Raw genomic sequence first — 17,116 nt, forward strand, 5'->3', positions numbered from 1 at the left:
TCCCACGATCCGCTCGAAAATTCGACAGTGAACGACATGAATCAGAACGACATGGAGGAACAGCCGTGATTGATGAAGCGCTCTTCGAAGCCGAAGAAAAGATGGAAAAGGCTGTCGCGGTAGCCAAGGACGATCTCGGCTCGGTACGCACCGGCCGCGCTAACCCGGGCATGTTCTCTCGTATCGTGATCGACTACTACGGTTCGATCACTCCGATCACGCAGCTCGCGAGCATCAACGTTCCCGAGGCGCGCATGGTGATCGTGAAGCCGTACGAGTCTTCACAGCTGAACGCCATCGAGACGGCCATCCGCAACTCGGACCTCGGCGTCAACCCGTCCAACGACGGCAGCATCATTCGCATTTCGGTTCCGCAGCTCACGGAAGAGCGTCGTCGCGAGCTCGTGAAGCAGGCCAAGTCGAAGGGTGAGGATTCCAAGGTCACGCTCCGCAACATTCGTCGCAAGGCGATGGACGAGCTCAGCCGGATCCAGAAGGACGGCGATGCAGGCGAGGACGAAGTCGGCCGCGCAGAGAAGGAACTCGACAAGACCACGGCCAAGTACGTGCACACTGTCGAGGAACTGGTCAAGCACAAGGAATCGGAGTTGATGGAGGTCTAGACCTCCTCGCTTTCGTGTTTGTCGGTCGGTAGCAGATCAGGGAGTTTGGGTGCACGCACAAGAGGGAACCGCCGGCGGTCCCGTCACGGACGGGCCGACGGGGGGCGCTGTTGGCGCGCAGCCGCCGAAGTCGAAGGCGGGCAGGAATCTTCCCGCCGCCATCGGCGTCGGAGTTGGTCTCGGCGCATTGGTCATCGGGACACTGATCTTCCTGCCGCCGGGCTGGATTGCCGTCGTGGCGATTGCGATGTTCATCGCGACGTGGGAAGTTGCGACACGGCTTCGGGAAGCGGACATCGAAGTTCCACGGATCCCGTTGCTTGTCGGCGGTCAGGCAACGATCTGGCTCGGCTGGCCATGGGGCCCGGTTGGCGTGATCGGCGCTTTTACCGCCACGGTTCTGGTGTGCATGGTGTGGCGCCTTTTCGATCACGGACTCAAAGCCACTCCGAAGAATTTCCTGCGGGACACGTCGATCACGGTGTTCGTGTTGGCGTGGATCCCGCTCTTGGCGTCGTTCGGCGCTCTGATGGTTCTCGAAGACGACGGACCCGGTCGCGTGTTCGTCCTCATGATCGGCGTCGTGTGTTCCGACGTCGGTGGCTACGCCGCAGGCGTTCTGTTCGGGAAGCACCCCATGGTCCCGGCGGTCAGCCCGAAGAAATCCTGGGAGGGTTTCGCGGGGTCGATGATCTTCTGCGTAATCGGCAGCCTGCTGTCGGTGACGCTGATTCTCGACGCCAATTCGATGATCGGTGTCCTGCTCGGCGTTGTTCTGGTCATCGTCGCCACGGTCGGTGACCTCATCGAGTCGCAGGTCAAACGCGAACTCGGAATCAAGGACATGGGCACGCTCCTGCCCGGTCACGGCGGCATCATGGATCGTCTGGACTCGCTGTTACCGTCCGCATTCGTGACCTGGTTGATCCTGTACGCACTCGTGTGATCGAACGCAGCGTGACACCGATTCCCAGTCCGAACATCTGGCATTGGCCCGACGTGTACGAGGTGGAGAATCGTGCGCAGGACGTCGACGGCGCAATCTGGACGGCGATGCGTGCGGCTGTGGACTGGGCGGATCGTGACGTCGTGGACGTCGGCTGTGGGGCCGGTTTTCATCTGCCAGAGTTCGCGCGCACTGCGCGCCGGGTGGTCGGGGTCGAGCCGCACACGCCTTTGGTGCGATTGGCCCAGGATCGAACTCGCGACGACGCGAAGATCGACGTCGTTGCCGGGTCTGCCGAGTCGACCGGTCTGGCGGATTCGTCCGTCGATGTCGTTCATGCGCGCACGGCGTACTTCTTCGGGAAGGGCTGTGGCCGGGGCATCGCCGAGGCGATGCGAATCCTCAGGCCCGGGGGCGCATTGGTGATTGTCGATCTCGATGTCGGTGCGTCGCCGTACGGCGACTGGATGCGGGCCGATCTGCCCAAGTACGACCCGGCCGCAGTGGAAGCATTCTTCGAGGCTCAGGGATTTTCACTGAGCCGGGCTGACACCCGATGGGAATTTCGGAATCGGGACGATATGCGCAAGGTTCTCGGGATCGAATTCACCGAGAAAACTGCAGCGCGCGCGTTCTCGTCGGTGTCGGGTTTGTCGTTCCCGGTGCGCTATCGCGTGCACGTCCGATTCAAGCCGCGATCGTTGGAATTGCTGTGAATCTCTTCAGAAAGTCGCACGTCAGGCGCTCTTCATGAGCATGAGCGCCTGACGCATTCTGCACCGATTCAGAACTATGCCGAAATTAGTTCTGAGTCGGGATGTGGAAGAGGGTTGCCAGGGCGTGAATCTTCTTTGCCTTGGCCAGCCGCGGCAGGTCACTGCCATCACGTACGCGTGAGCCGTCCTCACCGAGATCGTCGATGACGTCCTGGGCCCAGGCGGCGTCGGCAACGGAGGGGCTCAAACCTGTGTTGACGGGTTCTGTTTGTGCCGGCGTCATGCAGAGCTTGCCTGCCATTCCGAGTGACAGCGTGATCGCACAATCGCGCGACAGCAGATCAAGGTCGGTACCCAACGTCGGGCCGTCGATGGGAGCGGCGATCCGGGCGGCACGGCTCGCGATGGTGAGCCGTGAGCGGGGATAGGACATGGATGTGGGGGAGTCGTCCATCCCGGTGTCGCGGCGGAAGTCGCCACTACCGAATGCCAGTCGGAACGTGCCCTCGGTTCGAGCGATTTCCGGTGCTGCCTCCAGGCCGACTGCCGATTCGACGAGAGCAAGAATCTTCGTGCCCTCTGGGAGGCGTTCGGCGGTGGCGTCTACCTGCTGACCGCTTTCGGTCTTCGCGAGCATGACGCCTTCGAGTCCGGGAAGGCCGGACAGTGCTGCGAGGTCCTCTTCCCAGAACGGTGTGGTGGCGTCGTTGATGCGCACCCAGGCGCGGGCATGCCCGCTCAGGAACGCGACGACGTCTTCTCGGGCCTTCGGCTTGTGTGCCGGGGCGACCGCGTCCTCGACATCGAGAATCACGGCATCTGCAGCGCTGTTCAGCGCGGCGGTGAAGGTGTCCGGTTTGGACGCGGGGACGAGTAGCCAGGATCGCGCTTGTTCAGGTGCGATCCGCATGGTCACAGGTCTCTCCATGTGAGTGGTCACAGCAGGTCCTTTCCGGTGATTTGTACGACACCAATGATGCCTGGCAGACCACCGATCGACCCAATTGCGTAACTAGATTTCAGTCACAGCTGACGCTTGGCCGCGCGGCGAATCTGAACAATCCGGACACCGCCGGCAAGGGCCATGATGAGGGCGCCGGCAATCGCCGCCAGCAGGATGGTGATCCCGAGTGGGAAATCCAGTTGCCACGCCAGGATTTCGACCGACACGTTCTCGAGATTCTGCAGGATGAAGACAAGTAGCAGGATCAGCACAATTGCACCGATGACCAGGCCAACCCACGTTGTTGCCGCGCGAGTTCGGTCGGTGACGGCAGTTCCGGTGGGAGTCGGCGTGGGTTCTACTGGCGGCGCCGGGTCGTGTTTCTCCACGGCCGCCGCGTCATCGGTGGCGGGGAGTTGTGGGTCGGATCCGAACCCGTCGGCGGGTCCGTACACGGGTGCGTTCGAGGGATCCTCTGGTGTGCTCGACATGAGTTGATCATCACGCAAGAAGCACGAACATGCACGGGTTCTCGGCGCTCAATCGGGCCGAAGTAGGGGTGAACGCCAAATCAATGGGAGAATGGTGTAACTATGGCTGCCTCTCTTCCCCTCGTTTTCAATGCACCCAAGCGCGGAATGCCTCCTCGGCACCTCGCTGACCTCGACTCCGACGAGCGCAAAGAGGCGGTCAAGGAGCTAGGGTTACCGGCATTCCGGGCCGATCAGATCGCCCGCCAGTACTACGCCCGCCTCGAAGCTGATCCCGAGAAGATGACGGATCTGCCCGCAGCGGTGCGCGAGAAGGTGGGGGACTCGCTCTTCCCGAGGTTGCTGACACCCGTCAAGCATCTCGCGTGCGATGCCGGCGATACTCGCAAGACGCTATGGAAGGCGCACGACGGCACGCTTCTCGAGAGCGTCCTCATGCGGTACCCGGATCGCGCGACGCTGTGCATCTCCAGCCAAGCCGGCTGCGGAATGGCCTGCCCGTTCTGCGCCACCGGTCAGGGCGGCCTCGATCGCAACCTGTCGACGGCGGAAATCGTCGACCAGGTTCGCGACGCTGCTGCTGCCATGCGCGACGGTGAAATTGCGGGCGGACCCGGCCGCCTCTCCAATGTCGTATTCATGGGCATGGGTGAACCGCTGGCCAACTACAAGCGTGTCGTCGCGGCCGTGCGTCGCATCACGTCACCGGCGCCGGACGGACTCGGACTGTCTCAGCGATCCGTCACCGTGTCGACGGTCGGCCTGGCCCCGGCAATCCGCAAACTCGCCGACGAAGGCCTGAGCGTCACGCTGGCGGTGTCCTTGCACACTCCTGACGACGAACTGCGCGACACCTTGGTACCGGTCAACAACCGGTGGTCGGTGGCTGAGGTTCTGCAGGCTGCGCGGTACTACGCAGATCAGACCGGCCGCCGTGTGTCGATCGAATACGCGATGATCAAGAACGTCAACGATCAGCCGTGGCGCGCGGACATGCTCGGAAAGAAACTCAAGAAGGCACTCGGAGGACTGGTTCACGTCAACCTGATTCCGCTGAACCCGACTCCGGGAAGTGAATGGGACGCGAGCCCGAAGGACGTCGAGCGGGAGTTTGTTCGCCGCGTCATCGCGCAGGGTGTGTCCTGCACGGTCCGCGACACCCGCGGCCAGGAAATCGCTGCCGCCTGTGGTCAGTTGGCTGCTGAAAACTGAAGTACCGCAACAAAAAACCTCCACGAACTCGAAGTTCGTGGAGGTTTTTTGTCTGCGTTGGTTATCGCGGGTGGCGACGGACGATCACGTCACGGATCAAGACGATCGCCATCAAAGCGGCGGTACCGATCAGCCACAGGTCTTCGACCTTGCCACTGTGATTGCCGATGATCATCAGGAGCAGGAATGCCGTGAAGAACCATCCGGCGATACGGAAAGTCTTGAGGCTTTCACCACTCCACCCCCATGCGGCAGAGGGAACCTCGGCCTCATCGACATGTGAGACCACGACGGGGGCGCTGGACTTGACGTCCAACTGGGTATCGGCCACGGTCGATCCTCCTGCTCAATAGGTTGCACTACTGCTCAATATGGTGACATACGACCGACCGTCGTACGTAGTGGGGCGTCGATAAGGTTGTTCTCAGGTGTTATCGGCAACAATGGATGCGTGCAGGAAACCACACCCACCCGCGTCCTTCTCCTCGGCAGCACCGGTTCCATCGGTACACAGGCCTTGGAAGTCATCGCAGCCAACCCCGAACGGTTCGAGGTGGTCGGCTTGGCTGCGGGTGGCAACAACGTCGAGTTGTTGTCCGAGCAGATCAGGGCGACCGGCGTTACCGAGGTTGCGGTGGCGAATCCGGACTCCGCCGCCGCGCTCGACGGCGTAACTGCTCGATCGGGCCCGTCGGCCGCGGCGGAACTGGTTCGCGCCAGTGGAGCCGACGTTGTCCTCAACGCGTTGGTGGGATCACTAGGTCTGGAACCGACGCTGGCCGCTTTGGAGTCTGGCGCGCGACTGGCGCTGGCCAACAAAGAATCGCTGGTTGCCGGCGGCGCATTGGTGACCAAGGCCGCCGCACCCGGTCAGATCGTTCCGGTGGACTCCGAACATTCGGCACTGGCACAGTGCCTTCGCGGTGGCACAGCAGACGAGGTGTCTCGCCTGATTCTCACCGCATCCGGTGGTCCGTTCCGTGGATGGAGTGCCGATGCTCTTGAATCCGTGACACCCGAGCAGGCCGGTGCCCATCCCACGTGGTCGATGGGCCCGATGAACACACTCAACTCGGCGACGTTGGTGAACAAGGGGCTCGAATTGATCGAGACCAACCTTCTGTTCGGGATCGACTACGACCGCATCGACGTCACTGTCCATCCGCAGTCGATCGTGCACTCGATGGTCACGTTCTTCGACGGCTCCACCTTGGCGCAGGCCAGCCCGCCGGACATGAAACTCCCCATTGCGCTGGCACTGGGGTGGCCCGATCGGATTTCCGGTGCGGCATCGGCGTGCGATTTCACGAAGGCATCCTCATGGGAGTTCGAACCCCTCGATGAGACGGTCTTTCCCGCAGTCGCGTTGGCTCGTAGCGCGGGCAAGGCGGGCGGCTGTTTCACCGCGATCTACAACGCCGCCAACGAAGTTGCCGCGCAGGCATTTCTCGACGGCGTCATCACGTTCCCCACAATCGTCCGGACAGTGTCGGCAGTTCTCGACGACGCGTCGGAGTGGTCCGCAGAACCGACTACCGTAGACGACGTTCTGGCCGCAGACGGCTGGGCACGCACACGCGCGCGTCAGCTCGTGAAGCAGGAGGGCTAGAGCTTCCATGGTTTTTGCATTGGGCGTCATCCTGTTCGCCCTCGGAATCGGCGTGTCCATCGCCCTGCACGAAGCCGGCCACATGTGGACGGCAAAGGCGCTGGGCATGAAGGTCCGCCGCTACTACATCGGCTTCGGTCCCAAGATCTTCTCCTTCCGTCGGGGTGAAACGGAGTACGGCCTCAAGGCCTTGCCGCTCGGCGGTTTCTGCGACATCGCCGGAATGACGGCGCTCGACGAGATGACGCCAGAAGAAGAGCCGCACGCCATGTACAAGAAAGCGGCGTGGAAGCGCGTCGTTGTCATGTCCGGCGGTATCGCGATGAACTTCATTCTCGGACTGTTGCTGATCTACGGTTTGCTCCTCGGCTGGGGCACGCAATCCACGGATCCTGCTCCGGCTGTTGTCGAGAAGCTCTCGTGTGTCGCGCCGACGCAGTACGGCCAGGACCAGAATTGGGCGTTGGCGCCGTGCGAGGGAACCGGCCCTGCCGAAGCTGCCGGACTTGCCCCTGGTGATCGCATAACCGCGGTCGACGGAACACCGGTCGAGACGTTCAAGGAAGTGTCAACCGCAATCCGGGATACCTCCGGCACGGTGGATCTCACCGTCGAACGTGACGGCCAGATACTTCAGATTCCGGTTGCCGTGACCTCTGCCGAACGTTATGTCACGGGCGCAGGTAAGACGACGCCTGAGCTCACCAAGGTCGGGGCCGTCGGGATTGTCGGAATCGAGCAGGCACGGGAGAGCTACAACGTGCTCACGGCTGTTCCGGCGGCCTTCGACTACACCGGCACGATCATGGTCGAGTCGGTGAAGGCGTTGGCAGATATTCCGTCCAAGGTCGGTGCGCTGTGGGAGTCGGTCACCGGTGGTGAGCGGGCGCAGGACACACCGATCAGTGTCGTGGGAGCGAGCGTGATCGGTGGTGAAGCTGCGGACCGCGCTGAGTGGCCGACATTTGTCCTGCTGCTCGCCTCGATCAACTTCTTCCTCGGCGTTTTCAACATCCTCCCGTTGCTGCCACTCGACGGTGGACACATCGCGGTGGTTTTCTACGAGAAGATTCGCGACTGGTTCCGGGCCCGGCGCGGACTTATTGCCGGGGGACCGGTCGACTACACCAAGCTTCTCCCGATCACTTACGTCTTCATCGTGATCGGTGGCGCGTTCATGTTGCTGACACTCACAGCTGACATCGTCAATCCGATCAAGATTTTCTAAGGCTGTGTGATCAGCGCAATCGTTTCGAGGCGCTCGCACAACCACGGCCCGGCTAAACTTGCAGTGAAGCTATGAAAGTAGGCACAGACGTGACCACCCCCATCGGTTTGGGAATGCCCTCCGCACCCGCAGCGATTCTCGCTCCGCGACGCAAGACCCGTCAGTTGAAGGTCGGCAACGTGGGTGTGGGTAGCGATTTCCCCATCTCGGTGCAGTCGATGTGCACCACGAAGACGCACGACATCAACGCGACGCTGCAGCAGATCGCCGAACTGACCGCTTCCGGTTGTGACATCGTGCGCGTTGCCTGTCCACGCCAGGAAGACGCGGACGCTCTGGCGACCATCGCGAAGAAGAGTCAGATTCCGGTCATCGCGGATATTCATTTCCAGCCGCGCTACATCTTTGCCGCCATCGACGCCGGATGCGCCGCCGTCCGCGTCAACCCCGGCAACATCAAGGAATTCGACGGCCGTGTCAAAGAGGTAGCCAAGGCTGCCGGTGACGCGGGAATCCCGATTCGTATCGGCGTCAACGCAGGCTCGTTGGATCCTCGATTGATGGCGAAGTACGGCAAGGCCACTCCGGAAGCACTCGTCGAATCCGCGCTGTGGGAAGCCGGGCTGTTCGAGGAACACGGTTTCGGTGACATCAAGATCTCCGTCAAGCACAACGACCCCGTTGTGATGGTCGAGGCTTACCGTCAACTCGCTGCAAAATGCGACTACCCGCTGCATCTCGGTGTTACGGAAGCCGGTCCGGCATTCCAGGGCACCATCAAGTCCGCAGTGGCGTTCGGCGCTTTGCTGGCAGAAGGTATCGGCGACACCATTCGTGTGTCACTGTCCGCGCCGCCGGCTGAGGAAATCAAGGTCGGCAACCAGATCCTGCAGTCCTTGAACCTGCGTCCGCGCAAGCTCGAAATCGTGTCGTGCCCGTCCTGCGGACGTGCACAGGTCGACGTCTACACGTTGGCCGATCAGGTGTCTGCTGGTCTCGAAGGCATGGAGATCCCGTTGCGCGTGGCCGTGATGGGCTGCGTTGTCAACGGACCAGGAGAAGCCCGCGAAGCCGATCTCGGAGTGGCGTCCGGCAATGGCAAGGGCCAGATTTTCGTGAAGGGTGAGGTCATCAAAACGGTGCCCGAAGCCATGATCGTCGAGACTCTCATCGAGGAGGCTATGAAGATCGCGGAAGCCATGGAAGGTGAATCTCCCGACGGCGCACCGGTTGTCACGGTGAGCTGATGAACCTGTCGACACTGTGAGTTGAGCAATAGCCGGATGAAACCTTCCCGCAAGTTCCCGGTTCGTGGCAATCTGGGTGCACAAGTCTGCACGGCGCGGGCGCACTGAGAGCGGAGGGGTCAATCAATGCTGAAACTCCTCGGAGCCAAGCCGGTCGGGGGCCGCGATCTCGACGACGTTCGTCGTGTCCTCGACGCCGACCCCATTGCGTCGTGCATGATCGCTTCACGCGTCGAGGAATGCGGCGTTGATCCTCGCATGATCCACGGCGAACTGTGGAGCCGCGGCGGCCCGTCGTCGTCGTTGTGTTTTGCCGGCGCCAATCTTGTGCCTCTTCGCGGAGACATCGACAGCATCCGTGCGTTCGCGGATCGGGCGTGCCGGATTCCGCGAATGTGTTCGTCGGTGGTCGGCCGGGCCGAATTGGCCTTGCCGCTGTGGGAGATGCTCGAGTTGGATTGGGGGAGCGCGCGGGAGGTGCGGGCCGAACAACCTTTGCTCGCGGTGTCCGAACCCCTTTCATGTTTGTCCGATCCGTTGGTCCGGCAGGTCCGGCCCGACGAACTCGACATCTATCTACCCGCTGCCGTCGCCATGTTCATCGAAGAAGTGGGCATCGATCCCCGGACGAACGACGGCGGACGTGGATACCGTCATCGTGTCGCGAGCTTGATCGCGTCGGGCCGAGCGTGGGCAAGAATCGACGACGGCCAGGTTGTCTTCAAGGCCGAGGTGGGTTCCGTGTCGTCACGGTGCGGTCAGATCCAAGGGGTGTGGGTCAATCCCGAATTCCGTGGTCGTGGATACGGAGTGACGGGGACGGCCGCAGTCGCCGAATCGATCATGGCAACCGGCAGGGTCGCGAGTCTGTACGTCAACAGCTTCAACACGGTGGCACGGTCCACGTACGCGCGGGTCGGGTTCCGGCAGGTCGCAACATTTGCGACCGTTCTCCTCGATTGAGTCGTGCCTCCGCTGCGTCGAGTTTGTGTCGACTTAGTATGGGGTCCGATGAACACTCGGACTTTCACGCGTAGCCGCTCCGCCCAAATCCTGGCGTCCTGCACTGCTGTTTTGCTGGCGGTGGGGGTTAGCTCATGCACTCCGAAGCCGGCGGGGCCGGAACCTGTGGCTCAGCAGTTCTTGAGTGCGTTTGCAGACCGGGATATCGAGGAAGCAGCGGGGTTGACGGATCGACCTGACGCGGCCGGGGCTGTGCTGAACGATACGTGGGACGAGTTGCAGGCCGAGTCGATGACGGCGGAGACCACCAAGGTCAAGATCGACGGCGATACCGCGACGGTTGGCTACACCTACGTCTGGCACCTCCCGAAGGAGCGTGTCTGGACGTACGACGGTGAAATGCAGATGGGCCGCAAGGACGGAGGCTGGTCCGTCCGTTGGAGTTCCACCGACGTCCACCCGAAACTCGGTGACAAGCAGACCATGTCGTTGCGGTCGAAACCGGCGCCCCGGGCTCGCGTCAACGAGCATTCGGGAACCGATGTTCTGGTTCCGGGAATCGTGTACCGGGTCAAGTTCGATCGCTCGAAGAGTTCCGACGTCGTCGGTGCGGCAAACGCCTTGGCCGCGACCTTGGCTCAGTTCGATTCCACGCTGTCGGGCCAGTCGATCGCAGAGTCGTCGACGGCTGTGAAGGGTGACTACCTGGTCACTCGTTTGCGTAGCGACGACTACGAGCGGGTAGCGGCGCAGTTGGCCGGGATTTCCGGGGTGAGCGTCTCCGATGAATCGGATCTGGTGTCCACCGATCCGGAGTTTGCACCGGACCTGCTGGGGCAGATAAAGAAGACGATCATCGACGAGGTGGACGGCAAGGCCGGGTGGAGTGTCGTCACGGTCAACCAGAACGGCGTCGATACCGATATCTTGACGGAGACTGCGCCGCAACCGGTTCCGTCGTTCACCATCAGTCTCGACCGCAATATTCAGATCGCCGCGCAACGTGCCGTCAATGTGAATGCGGATCAGGCGATGATGGTGGTGATCGAGGCTTCCACCGGCGCGATCCTGGCGGTAGCCCAGAACAAGGCGGCGGACCGCGACGGTCCGGTCGCGACGACGGGCCTGTACCCGCCCGGTTCCACGTTCAAGATCGTGACTGCGGGTGCCGCAATTTCCGGTGGGCAAGCGAGCCCGGAGACGATGGTACCGTGCCCCGGTCGCATCGAGATCGGTCAGCGAAGTGTCCCGAACTACAACGAGTTCTCACTCGGGACGGTACCGATGGCAACGGCGTTCGCCCGTTCGTGCAACACAAGTTTCGCGAAACTGGCCAGTGAGATGGAACCCGATGCATTGACCACTGCGGCAGCGCAGTTCGGTATCGGCCCCGATTACAACATCGTGGGATTGCCGACCGATTCCGGTTCGGTCCCGCCCGCGCCGGATCTGGTGCAGCGCACCGAGGACGGCTTCGGGCAGGGCTTGGTGGTCGTGAGTCCGTTCGGTATGGCATTGGCTGCAGCGACGGTGGCCCACGGGTCCACTCCTGTGCCGCAACTGATTTCGGGTCGGGAAACCGTCATCGACGGTGACCGCACGCCCATCAGTCCGGAGATGGTCGATGGTTTGCGCGGCATGATGCGCTTGGTGGTTACCAGTGGTACGGCTGAGCGCGTCGAGGATCAGGGTGAGGTGTACGGCAAGACCGGTGAGGCCGAGGTCGATGGCGGCTCGCATGCATGGTTCGTCGGGTATCGGGGTGACTTGGCTTTTGCGACTTTGGTTGTGCGCGGCGGAAGTTCGGACAATGCCGTCGGCGTAACGCGGGACATGTTCGCAGCTCTCCCGGAAGGTTACTGACCTTCAGCGTTCTGCGAGATGCTCCGGGTCGATTTCGGGGCCGCCTCGCCCGGATCGCTTGTTCACGGCGTAGGTGACGAGCCAGAGAACTGCTCCGATCCCGAGGAGAATCCCGGCGATCTGATATTGCACGACGGGACGGTCGGCGATAGGCGTGACCAGAAGGCCTGAGGTGATGGCGCCGAGGATCGGAAAGATTGTCGGAACCCGGAAGTGCTTGTGTTCCACGGGATGTCTGCGTAGCACCAGAACTGCGATGTTGACGATGGTGAAGACGCACAGCAGCAGTAGTGCGGTGGTTCCGCCCAGTTCCGGAACCTCGCCGACAAAGGTGATCAACCCGAATGCGACAAGCGTCGTGAAGATGATGGCGACATAGGGTGTGCGCCTGGTGCGGTGGACTTTGCCGAACGCCGACGGAAGTATGCCTTCGCGACTGATTCCGTACAGGAGTCGCGATGCCATCAGCATGTTGATCAGTGCCGTGTTTGCCACGGCGAACATCGTGATGAACGCGAAGATACCAATGGGGAATCCGGGTGCCCCGGCCTGGACCACTTTGAGGAGTGGGGTGTCACCTTCGCCGAGCTCGCTCGGGCTTACCAAGGCAATTGCGGTGATGGAGACCAATATGTAGATGATTCCGGTGATCACCAGCCCGGTGAGGAGAACCTTCGGGAAGATCCGGGTCGGTTCCTTGCATTCTTCGGCCATGTTCACCGAGTCCTCGAAACCGACCATCGCAAAGAACGCGAGCGCGGTGCCGGCGATCACCGCGGAGAGGGTGCTGCGATCGCCGGTGTCGAATGTGGTGACTCGCGCGAAATCGCCGTCGCCGACGCCGAGTGCCCACAGACCGATCATGATGATGATCAACAGTCCGGACAATTCGATGCAGGTCAGCACTACGTTTGTCTTGACGCTTTCGCTGACACCGCGGAAGTTGACGATCGCCACTACCGCCATGAAGGCGATACCCAACAGCGTGATACCTATTCCGGTGGTGAAGTCGAGGTCGAATGCCTCGACAAAATTGGCTGCGAATGCCCGCGATGCGGTGGACGCGGATGTGATCCCGGAGCACATGACGGCAAAGGCAACCATGTACGTCAGGAAGTGGATGCCGAATGCTTTGTGTGTATACAGTGCTGCGCCTGCGGCTTTGGGATACTTGGTCACCAGTTCGAGGTAGCTGAACGCGGTGATCATCGCGATCACGAACGCGACGAGGAACGGTACCCAGACTGCGCCGCCTACCTGATTGGCGACCTTTCCGGTGAGTGCGTAGATACCAGTGCCCAGGATGTCTCCGACGATGAACAGGAGAAGCAGGCCGGGGCCCATGACGCGTTTGAGGCTCGGTTGTTCCGAGGATTGCCTGTTGTCCATGGTTTCCGACATCAGCGTCACCCTTCGTTGCGAGCGCTCTCGGCCATCCAGCCGTACATGCTCCTGGGCTGCGCCCAGTTTTACGGCAGTATGCCCAATCGTCGTGCCGTCACTACTGCTTCGTGGCGCGAGCTTGCGTCGAGCTTGCCCATTGCGCTTCTCAGGTAGCTCTTGACGGTTTCCGCGCTGACTGAGAGACGCTGTGCTGCTTCGATGTTGGTACATCCAAGGGCGACCTGTGAGAGGACGTCGATTTCGCGTGGCGTCAGGGTCACGGCCGAGGCCATGTCGCGGTCAGCGGGGCTAAGGATCGATGCGAGACGTTGCGAGAGTCCGCGGAGTTTGATCTGCAGATCGGTATCCGTGACGCTGTTTGCGACACTGCGCAGTTCGGCGTGCACGTCGCGGATCTCTTCGGTGGACATGCCGTCGCTGCTTGCGGCGGACGCGGCTTGCAGGAGCTGGAGGCGGCGGTCGACTTCGTCGCGGATCGCGAATTCCATCCCCAGTCGACGGGAGGCGGACACCATGACGTCGCCGGCGCGGTCGCCGAGTGGGGCGCTCTCACGGATTGCGGCATACAGCACAGCCCGAGATTTGCCGGCAACCATGACCGGAACGGCAATGATGGAGTGCAATCCCTCGCTCAGCACCGGTCGATCGAAGTGATGAGTGATGGATTGGGAGTTGCCGTAGTCGTGAACCAGGATCGGTGCTCGCTGCGCGACGGCGCGGCCACCCATGCCGGAGCGCGGCGGGATGGCGAGGCCCTTGAGGTTGTTGGTGCGCGTGCCGACAAATTCGGTGAGGTGCAGGGTCTCGTCCTGTACTTCACCGCCGAACAGCACGGGAACAACGCCCTGAGCGGCGATCGAACGGAGTTCGCTCCGCATGGCGTCCCCGTCTCGGGGGCGTAGAAGTGACGATGAACTTCGGGTCACGCCGCACCCCTTTCCGGGGGTAGTGAAGTTTCCTTGTGAGCTTGATCATAAGTGGTGGACACTGCGTATGACGAGTCGGTGATCAAACCCGCCGACCCACAATACGACCATGAAAAAGGAGCATGTTGATGAGCACCGATCCCACGGCGCGGGTGCGTGAGCTTTTGGATCAGTACGACACCCCCGAGGCCAGCGCCGCAGAACTGCTCTGCGACCGGCACCCCGCGGACGGCGTTGCCTTCACCGTTGTCGAGGCAGACCTTAGCTCAGTGGACCTCACGTACGGGTACCTACGTGAGCAGTCCGCCCGGTTTGCCGCGGCACTGTCGGACCTCGGAGTCGAACCGGGTGACCACGTCGCGACGCTCATGGGCAAGTCCGCCGATCTGGTGGTCGCGTTGCTCGGTATCTGGCGCCGCGGCGCAGTTCACGTACCGTTGTTCACCGCGTTTGCCGCTCCGGCAATTGCGTTCCGCTTGACTGCCAGCGGCGCGAAGGTCGTCATTTCCGACGCGAATCAGCTGGAGAAGTTGGTACCGGGTGAAGACATTCCCGCCGACGCCCCGTGGCGGATCATCGTCGCGGGTGGCGCTGTCGGCGACGAGTTGGACTTCGGCACCCTGGTCGCGGCGCAGGACGCCGAGGATCCGAAGGGCGCTGCTCAGGCTGTCGGCGGCAACGGCCCGATGGTGCAGTTGTTCACGAGTGGCACCACGGGAACACCGAAGGGCGTGCCGGTTCCGGTGCGTGCGCTGGCGTCGTTCCACGCGTATCAGGAGTTCGGCCTCGACGTCCGCGGCGACGACGTGTTCTGGAACGCCGCTGATCCGGGCTGGGCGTACGGCCTGTACTACGCGTTGCTCGGACCGTTGGCCGCAGGCACTCGAAGCCTGCTACTGCACGCCGGTTTCTCCGCGCCGTTGACGTGGCAGATCATCGAGAAGTTCGGTGTCACCAATTTTGCCGCAGCACCGACGGTGTACCGCAGCCTGCGCGCTGACAAAACACCTGTCCCCGCCGGTATCTCCTTGCGGCGCGCGTCGTCCGCAGGTGAGCCGCTGACGCCGGATGTTGTTGCGTGGTCCAAGGATTCGCTGGGCGTCGAGGTTCGGGATCACTACGGGCAGACCGAGCACGGCATGTTCATCGTCAACGCGTGGGCCGACGGTCTGCGTGAGGACGTACGCCCCGGTTCGATGGGTCTGCCATTGCCGGGCTGGTCCACCGCTGTGCTGGAAGACAATTCCGACGACATTGCTCCGGCCGGGACACCGGGCCGGGTGGCGATCGATACCCACAACAGTCCACTCATGTGGTTCACCGGGTACGTCGACGCACCGGAGAAGACGAAGCAGCGCTTCACCGAAGACGGACGCTGGTACATCACCGGCGACGCGGGCATGACGGATGAGGACGGTTTCTACTTCTTCTCCTCGCGTGACGACGACGTCATCATCATGGCGGGCTACCGCATCGGCCCCTTCGACGTGGAAAGCGTGCTGGTCATGCACGAGCACGTCATCGAGGCTGCGGTTGTGGGTATGCCGGACGAGTTGCGCGGAGAAGTTCTCGAGGCGTTTGTCGTTCTGCGCGAAGGCGTCGATGGTGACGACGATTTGGAGAAGGAACTGCAGACCCTGGTGAAGAAGAAGTTTGCCGCTCACGCCTACCCGCGTACGGTGCACTTCGTTCCGAGTCTGCCCAAGACGCCGAGTGGCAAGGTTCAGCGGTACATCTTGCGTAAGGGGTAATCCCACTGTGCGCCTTTGTTAACCGCGGGCGGTTGACAAAGGCGCACAGCAGGTTTTCAGAGTCCGAGTTGATCAGCAGTTTGTTCGGCCAGGGCAGGGCCGAGCGTCATTCCGCGTCCGCCGGGACCGGCAACCACCCAGATGTTGTCGGCAGCTTGCGCGCGGTGAACCAGTTGTGTGGGATCGAGGCATTGGCTGTACACGCCGGCCCAACGCTTGACGATCGGTGGAAGATCGCGTCCGAGAAGGGTTTCCACGACGCCGGACAGGTGACGATACGGCTCCTCGTCCACGTCGAAGTTGAAGGGCTCCTCGTACTCGTGGGTGTCGCCGATCGTGAGCCCGCCGTGCAGGCGCTGGACACAGAGGAGTTGCATGCGGTGCTGTTCGGCAGTCGGCTCCTGAGTCTGGACTTTGTGGAGGCGCTCCAGTGCGGGGCCCGCAAAGCCGGGGTAATAGCGGAAGCTGTCACCGTCGGCGATTGCGGTGGTGAGCTTTTCGCCGAGCGGCGCTGTCTGCATCATCTGCAGACGCACTCGGCGAAGGGGAAGGTCTCCGGCCAGGTCGCGGGCCAACCCGCCCAATGTGGCTCCGGGGCAGACGATTACCAGGTCTGCGTCGTAGCTGCGTCCGTGGTCGTCGCGAATGTGGACGCCGGATTCGGTGGTGGTGATCTCGCGGGCTTCCGTGCCGGCGTGGAATGTGTATCTTCCGGTGGCGCCGAGGTAGCCGCGGATTGCCGGGAGCGCTTGGCGCGATTCAACGGCTGCGTCGAGAGTGCAGTGCAAGCCGCCGAGGAACTTGCCTTGGAGTGCGGGGTTGATGACGCGAACTGCGTCGGCGTCGAGAAGCGAAAAGCCGCGGTTCTCGGCGTCTTCTCGCCCAAACGCTTCCTCGGCTACCGCAACTTCCTCCTCCGTGCGCATCAGGGTGATGGAGCCGGCCGCGCGGTATCCGATTCCCGGGATGCGAACGGCTAGATCGGCCCATAGTTCTCGCGATCGGAGAGTGGCCTCGAGTTCGTGAGGCGCTCGCCCGGATACCCAGACCAATCCGAAGTTTCGTACCGTTGCACCACGGGCTTCGGGTTCACGTTCGAGATGGATGACGTCGTGTCCGCGGCGGATGGCCTCGTCGGCGTGCGTCGTTCCGAGTATCCCGCCACCGACAATCAAAATTTGCATGAAGCGATCA

Annotated in this window: 16 protein-coding genes; 10 read left to right on the plus strand and 6 right to left on the minus strand. The window is 62.1% G+C overall.

The features are described 5' to 3' along the window. The first annotated feature begins 65 nt into the window (after positions 1-65). From frr to KYT97_RS00345, 3 genes are read left to right on the plus strand one after another with little or no spacing between them, the layout of a single operon-like run. Entirely contained in the window at positions 66-623 is a 558-nt protein-coding gene (gene frr / locus KYT97_RS00335) for a ribosome recycling factor (RefSeq protein WP_033236520.1), read from the plus strand. Between the two features lie 49 nt (positions 624-672). Then, the gene (locus KYT97_RS00340; protein ID WP_033236519.1) at positions 673-1,569 is read left to right on the plus strand and encodes a phosphatidate cytidylyltransferase; all 897 of its coding nucleotides are present in this window, start codon (positions 673-675) and stop codon (positions 1,567-1,569) included. An 11-nt stretch (positions 1,570-1,580) separates the two neighbouring features. Next, on the plus strand, positions 1,581-2,285 hold the full coding sequence (locus KYT97_RS00345; protein WP_165826301.1) for a class I SAM-dependent methyltransferase: 705 nt from the start codon (positions 1,581-1,583) through the stop codon (positions 2,283-2,285). A gap of 85 nt (positions 2,286-2,370) precedes the next feature. Here KYT97_RS00345 and KYT97_RS00350 read toward each other — a convergent pair whose 3' ends face one another. Both KYT97_RS00350 and KYT97_RS00355 read right to left on the minus strand, forming a co-directional pair. Next, positions 2,371-3,213 (minus strand): HpcH/HpaI aldolase/citrate lyase family protein, encoded by an 843-nt coding sequence (locus KYT97_RS00350; protein WP_116103141.1) that lies wholly within the window; start codon positions 3,211-3,213, stop codon positions 2,371-2,373. Between the two features lie 95 nt (positions 3,214-3,308). Continuing rightward, positions 3,309-3,719: a LapA family protein gene (locus tag KYT97_RS00355; protein WP_219111554.1), complete on the minus strand. Its 411-nt coding sequence runs from the start codon at positions 3,717-3,719 to the stop codon at positions 3,309-3,311. A gap of 102 nt (positions 3,720-3,821) precedes the next feature. Between KYT97_RS00355 and rlmN the strand changes: the two genes are divergently transcribed. Further along, complete coding sequence (rlmN, locus tag KYT97_RS00360; protein ID WP_033236517.1) at positions 3,822-4,931, plus strand: dual-specificity RNA methyltransferase RlmN; 1,110 nt, start codon at positions 3,822-3,824, stop codon at positions 4,929-4,931. A 61-nt stretch (positions 4,932-4,992) separates the two neighbouring features. Here rlmN and KYT97_RS00365 read toward each other — a convergent pair whose 3' ends face one another. Continuing rightward, entirely contained in the window at positions 4,993-5,262 is a 270-nt protein-coding gene (locus tag KYT97_RS00365) for a DUF2631 domain-containing protein (protein WP_033236516.1), read from the minus strand. A gap of 120 nt (positions 5,263-5,382) precedes the next feature. Between KYT97_RS00365 and dxr the strand changes: the two genes are divergently transcribed. The 5 genes from dxr (at position 5,383) to KYT97_RS00390 (ending at position 11,841) form a co-directional block, all read left to right on the plus strand. Continuing rightward, positions 5,383-6,540, plus strand: coding sequence for a 1-deoxy-D-xylulose-5-phosphate reductoisomerase (gene dxr / locus KYT97_RS00370; protein WP_219111555.1), 1,158 nt, complete (start codon positions 5,383-5,385; stop codon positions 6,538-6,540). Between the two features lie 7 nt (positions 6,541-6,547). Then, on the plus strand, positions 6,548-7,768 hold the full coding sequence (locus KYT97_RS00375) for a M50 family metallopeptidase (protein WP_219111556.1): 1,221 nt from the start codon (positions 6,548-6,550) through the stop codon (positions 7,766-7,768). 89 nt (positions 7,769-7,857) lie between these two features. Beyond that, entirely contained in the window at positions 7,858-9,015 is a 1,158-nt protein-coding gene (ispG, locus tag KYT97_RS00380) for a flavodoxin-dependent (E)-4-hydroxy-3-methylbut-2-enyl-diphosphate synthase (protein ID WP_092808598.1), read from the plus strand. Between the two features lie 126 nt (positions 9,016-9,141). Next, positions 9,142-9,978 (plus strand): GNAT family N-acetyltransferase, encoded by an 837-nt coding sequence (locus KYT97_RS00385; RefSeq protein ID WP_033236513.1) that lies wholly within the window; start codon positions 9,142-9,144, stop codon positions 9,976-9,978. A gap of 48 nt (positions 9,979-10,026) precedes the next feature. Continuing rightward, the gene (locus KYT97_RS00390) at positions 10,027-11,841 is read left to right on the plus strand and encodes a penicillin-binding transpeptidase domain-containing protein (RefSeq protein WP_219111557.1); all 1,815 of its coding nucleotides are present in this window, start codon (positions 10,027-10,029) and stop codon (positions 11,839-11,841) included. A gap of 3 nt (positions 11,842-11,844) precedes the next feature. On the opposite strand, the gene KYT97_RS00395 is transcribed toward KYT97_RS00390, so the two are convergent. Both KYT97_RS00395 and KYT97_RS00400 read right to left on the minus strand, forming a co-directional pair. After that, a complete protein-coding gene (locus KYT97_RS00395) occupies positions 11,845-13,242 on the minus strand; it encodes an APC family permease (RefSeq protein WP_045067932.1) in 1,398 nt (465 codons plus the stop codon). Between the two features lie 68 nt (positions 13,243-13,310). Then, the gene (locus KYT97_RS00400; protein ID WP_045067230.1) at positions 13,311-14,123 is read right to left on the minus strand and encodes a LuxR C-terminal-related transcriptional regulator; all 813 of its coding nucleotides are present in this window, start codon (positions 14,121-14,123) and stop codon (positions 13,311-13,313) included. A gap of 176 nt (positions 14,124-14,299) precedes the next feature. Here KYT97_RS00400 and KYT97_RS00405 point away from each other — a divergent pair, with 176 nt between their 5' ends. Next, the gene (locus KYT97_RS00405) at positions 14,300-15,922 is read left to right on the plus strand and encodes an AMP-binding protein (protein WP_045067933.1); all 1,623 of its coding nucleotides are present in this window, start codon (positions 14,300-14,302) and stop codon (positions 15,920-15,922) included. A gap of 56 nt (positions 15,923-15,978) precedes the next feature. On the opposite strand, the gene KYT97_RS00410 is transcribed toward KYT97_RS00405, so the two are convergent. Continuing rightward, on the minus strand, positions 15,979-17,106 hold the full coding sequence (locus KYT97_RS00410; protein WP_045067231.1) for a TIGR03364 family FAD-dependent oxidoreductase: 1,128 nt from the start codon (positions 17,104-17,106) through the stop codon (positions 15,979-15,981). Positions 17,107-17,116 lie beyond the last annotated feature (10 nt).

It is taken from the genome of Rhodococcus globerulus (assembly GCF_019334125.1).
Classification (GTDB): domain Bacteria; phylum Actinomycetota; class Actinomycetes; order Mycobacteriales; family Mycobacteriaceae; genus Rhodococcus_F; species Rhodococcus_F globerula.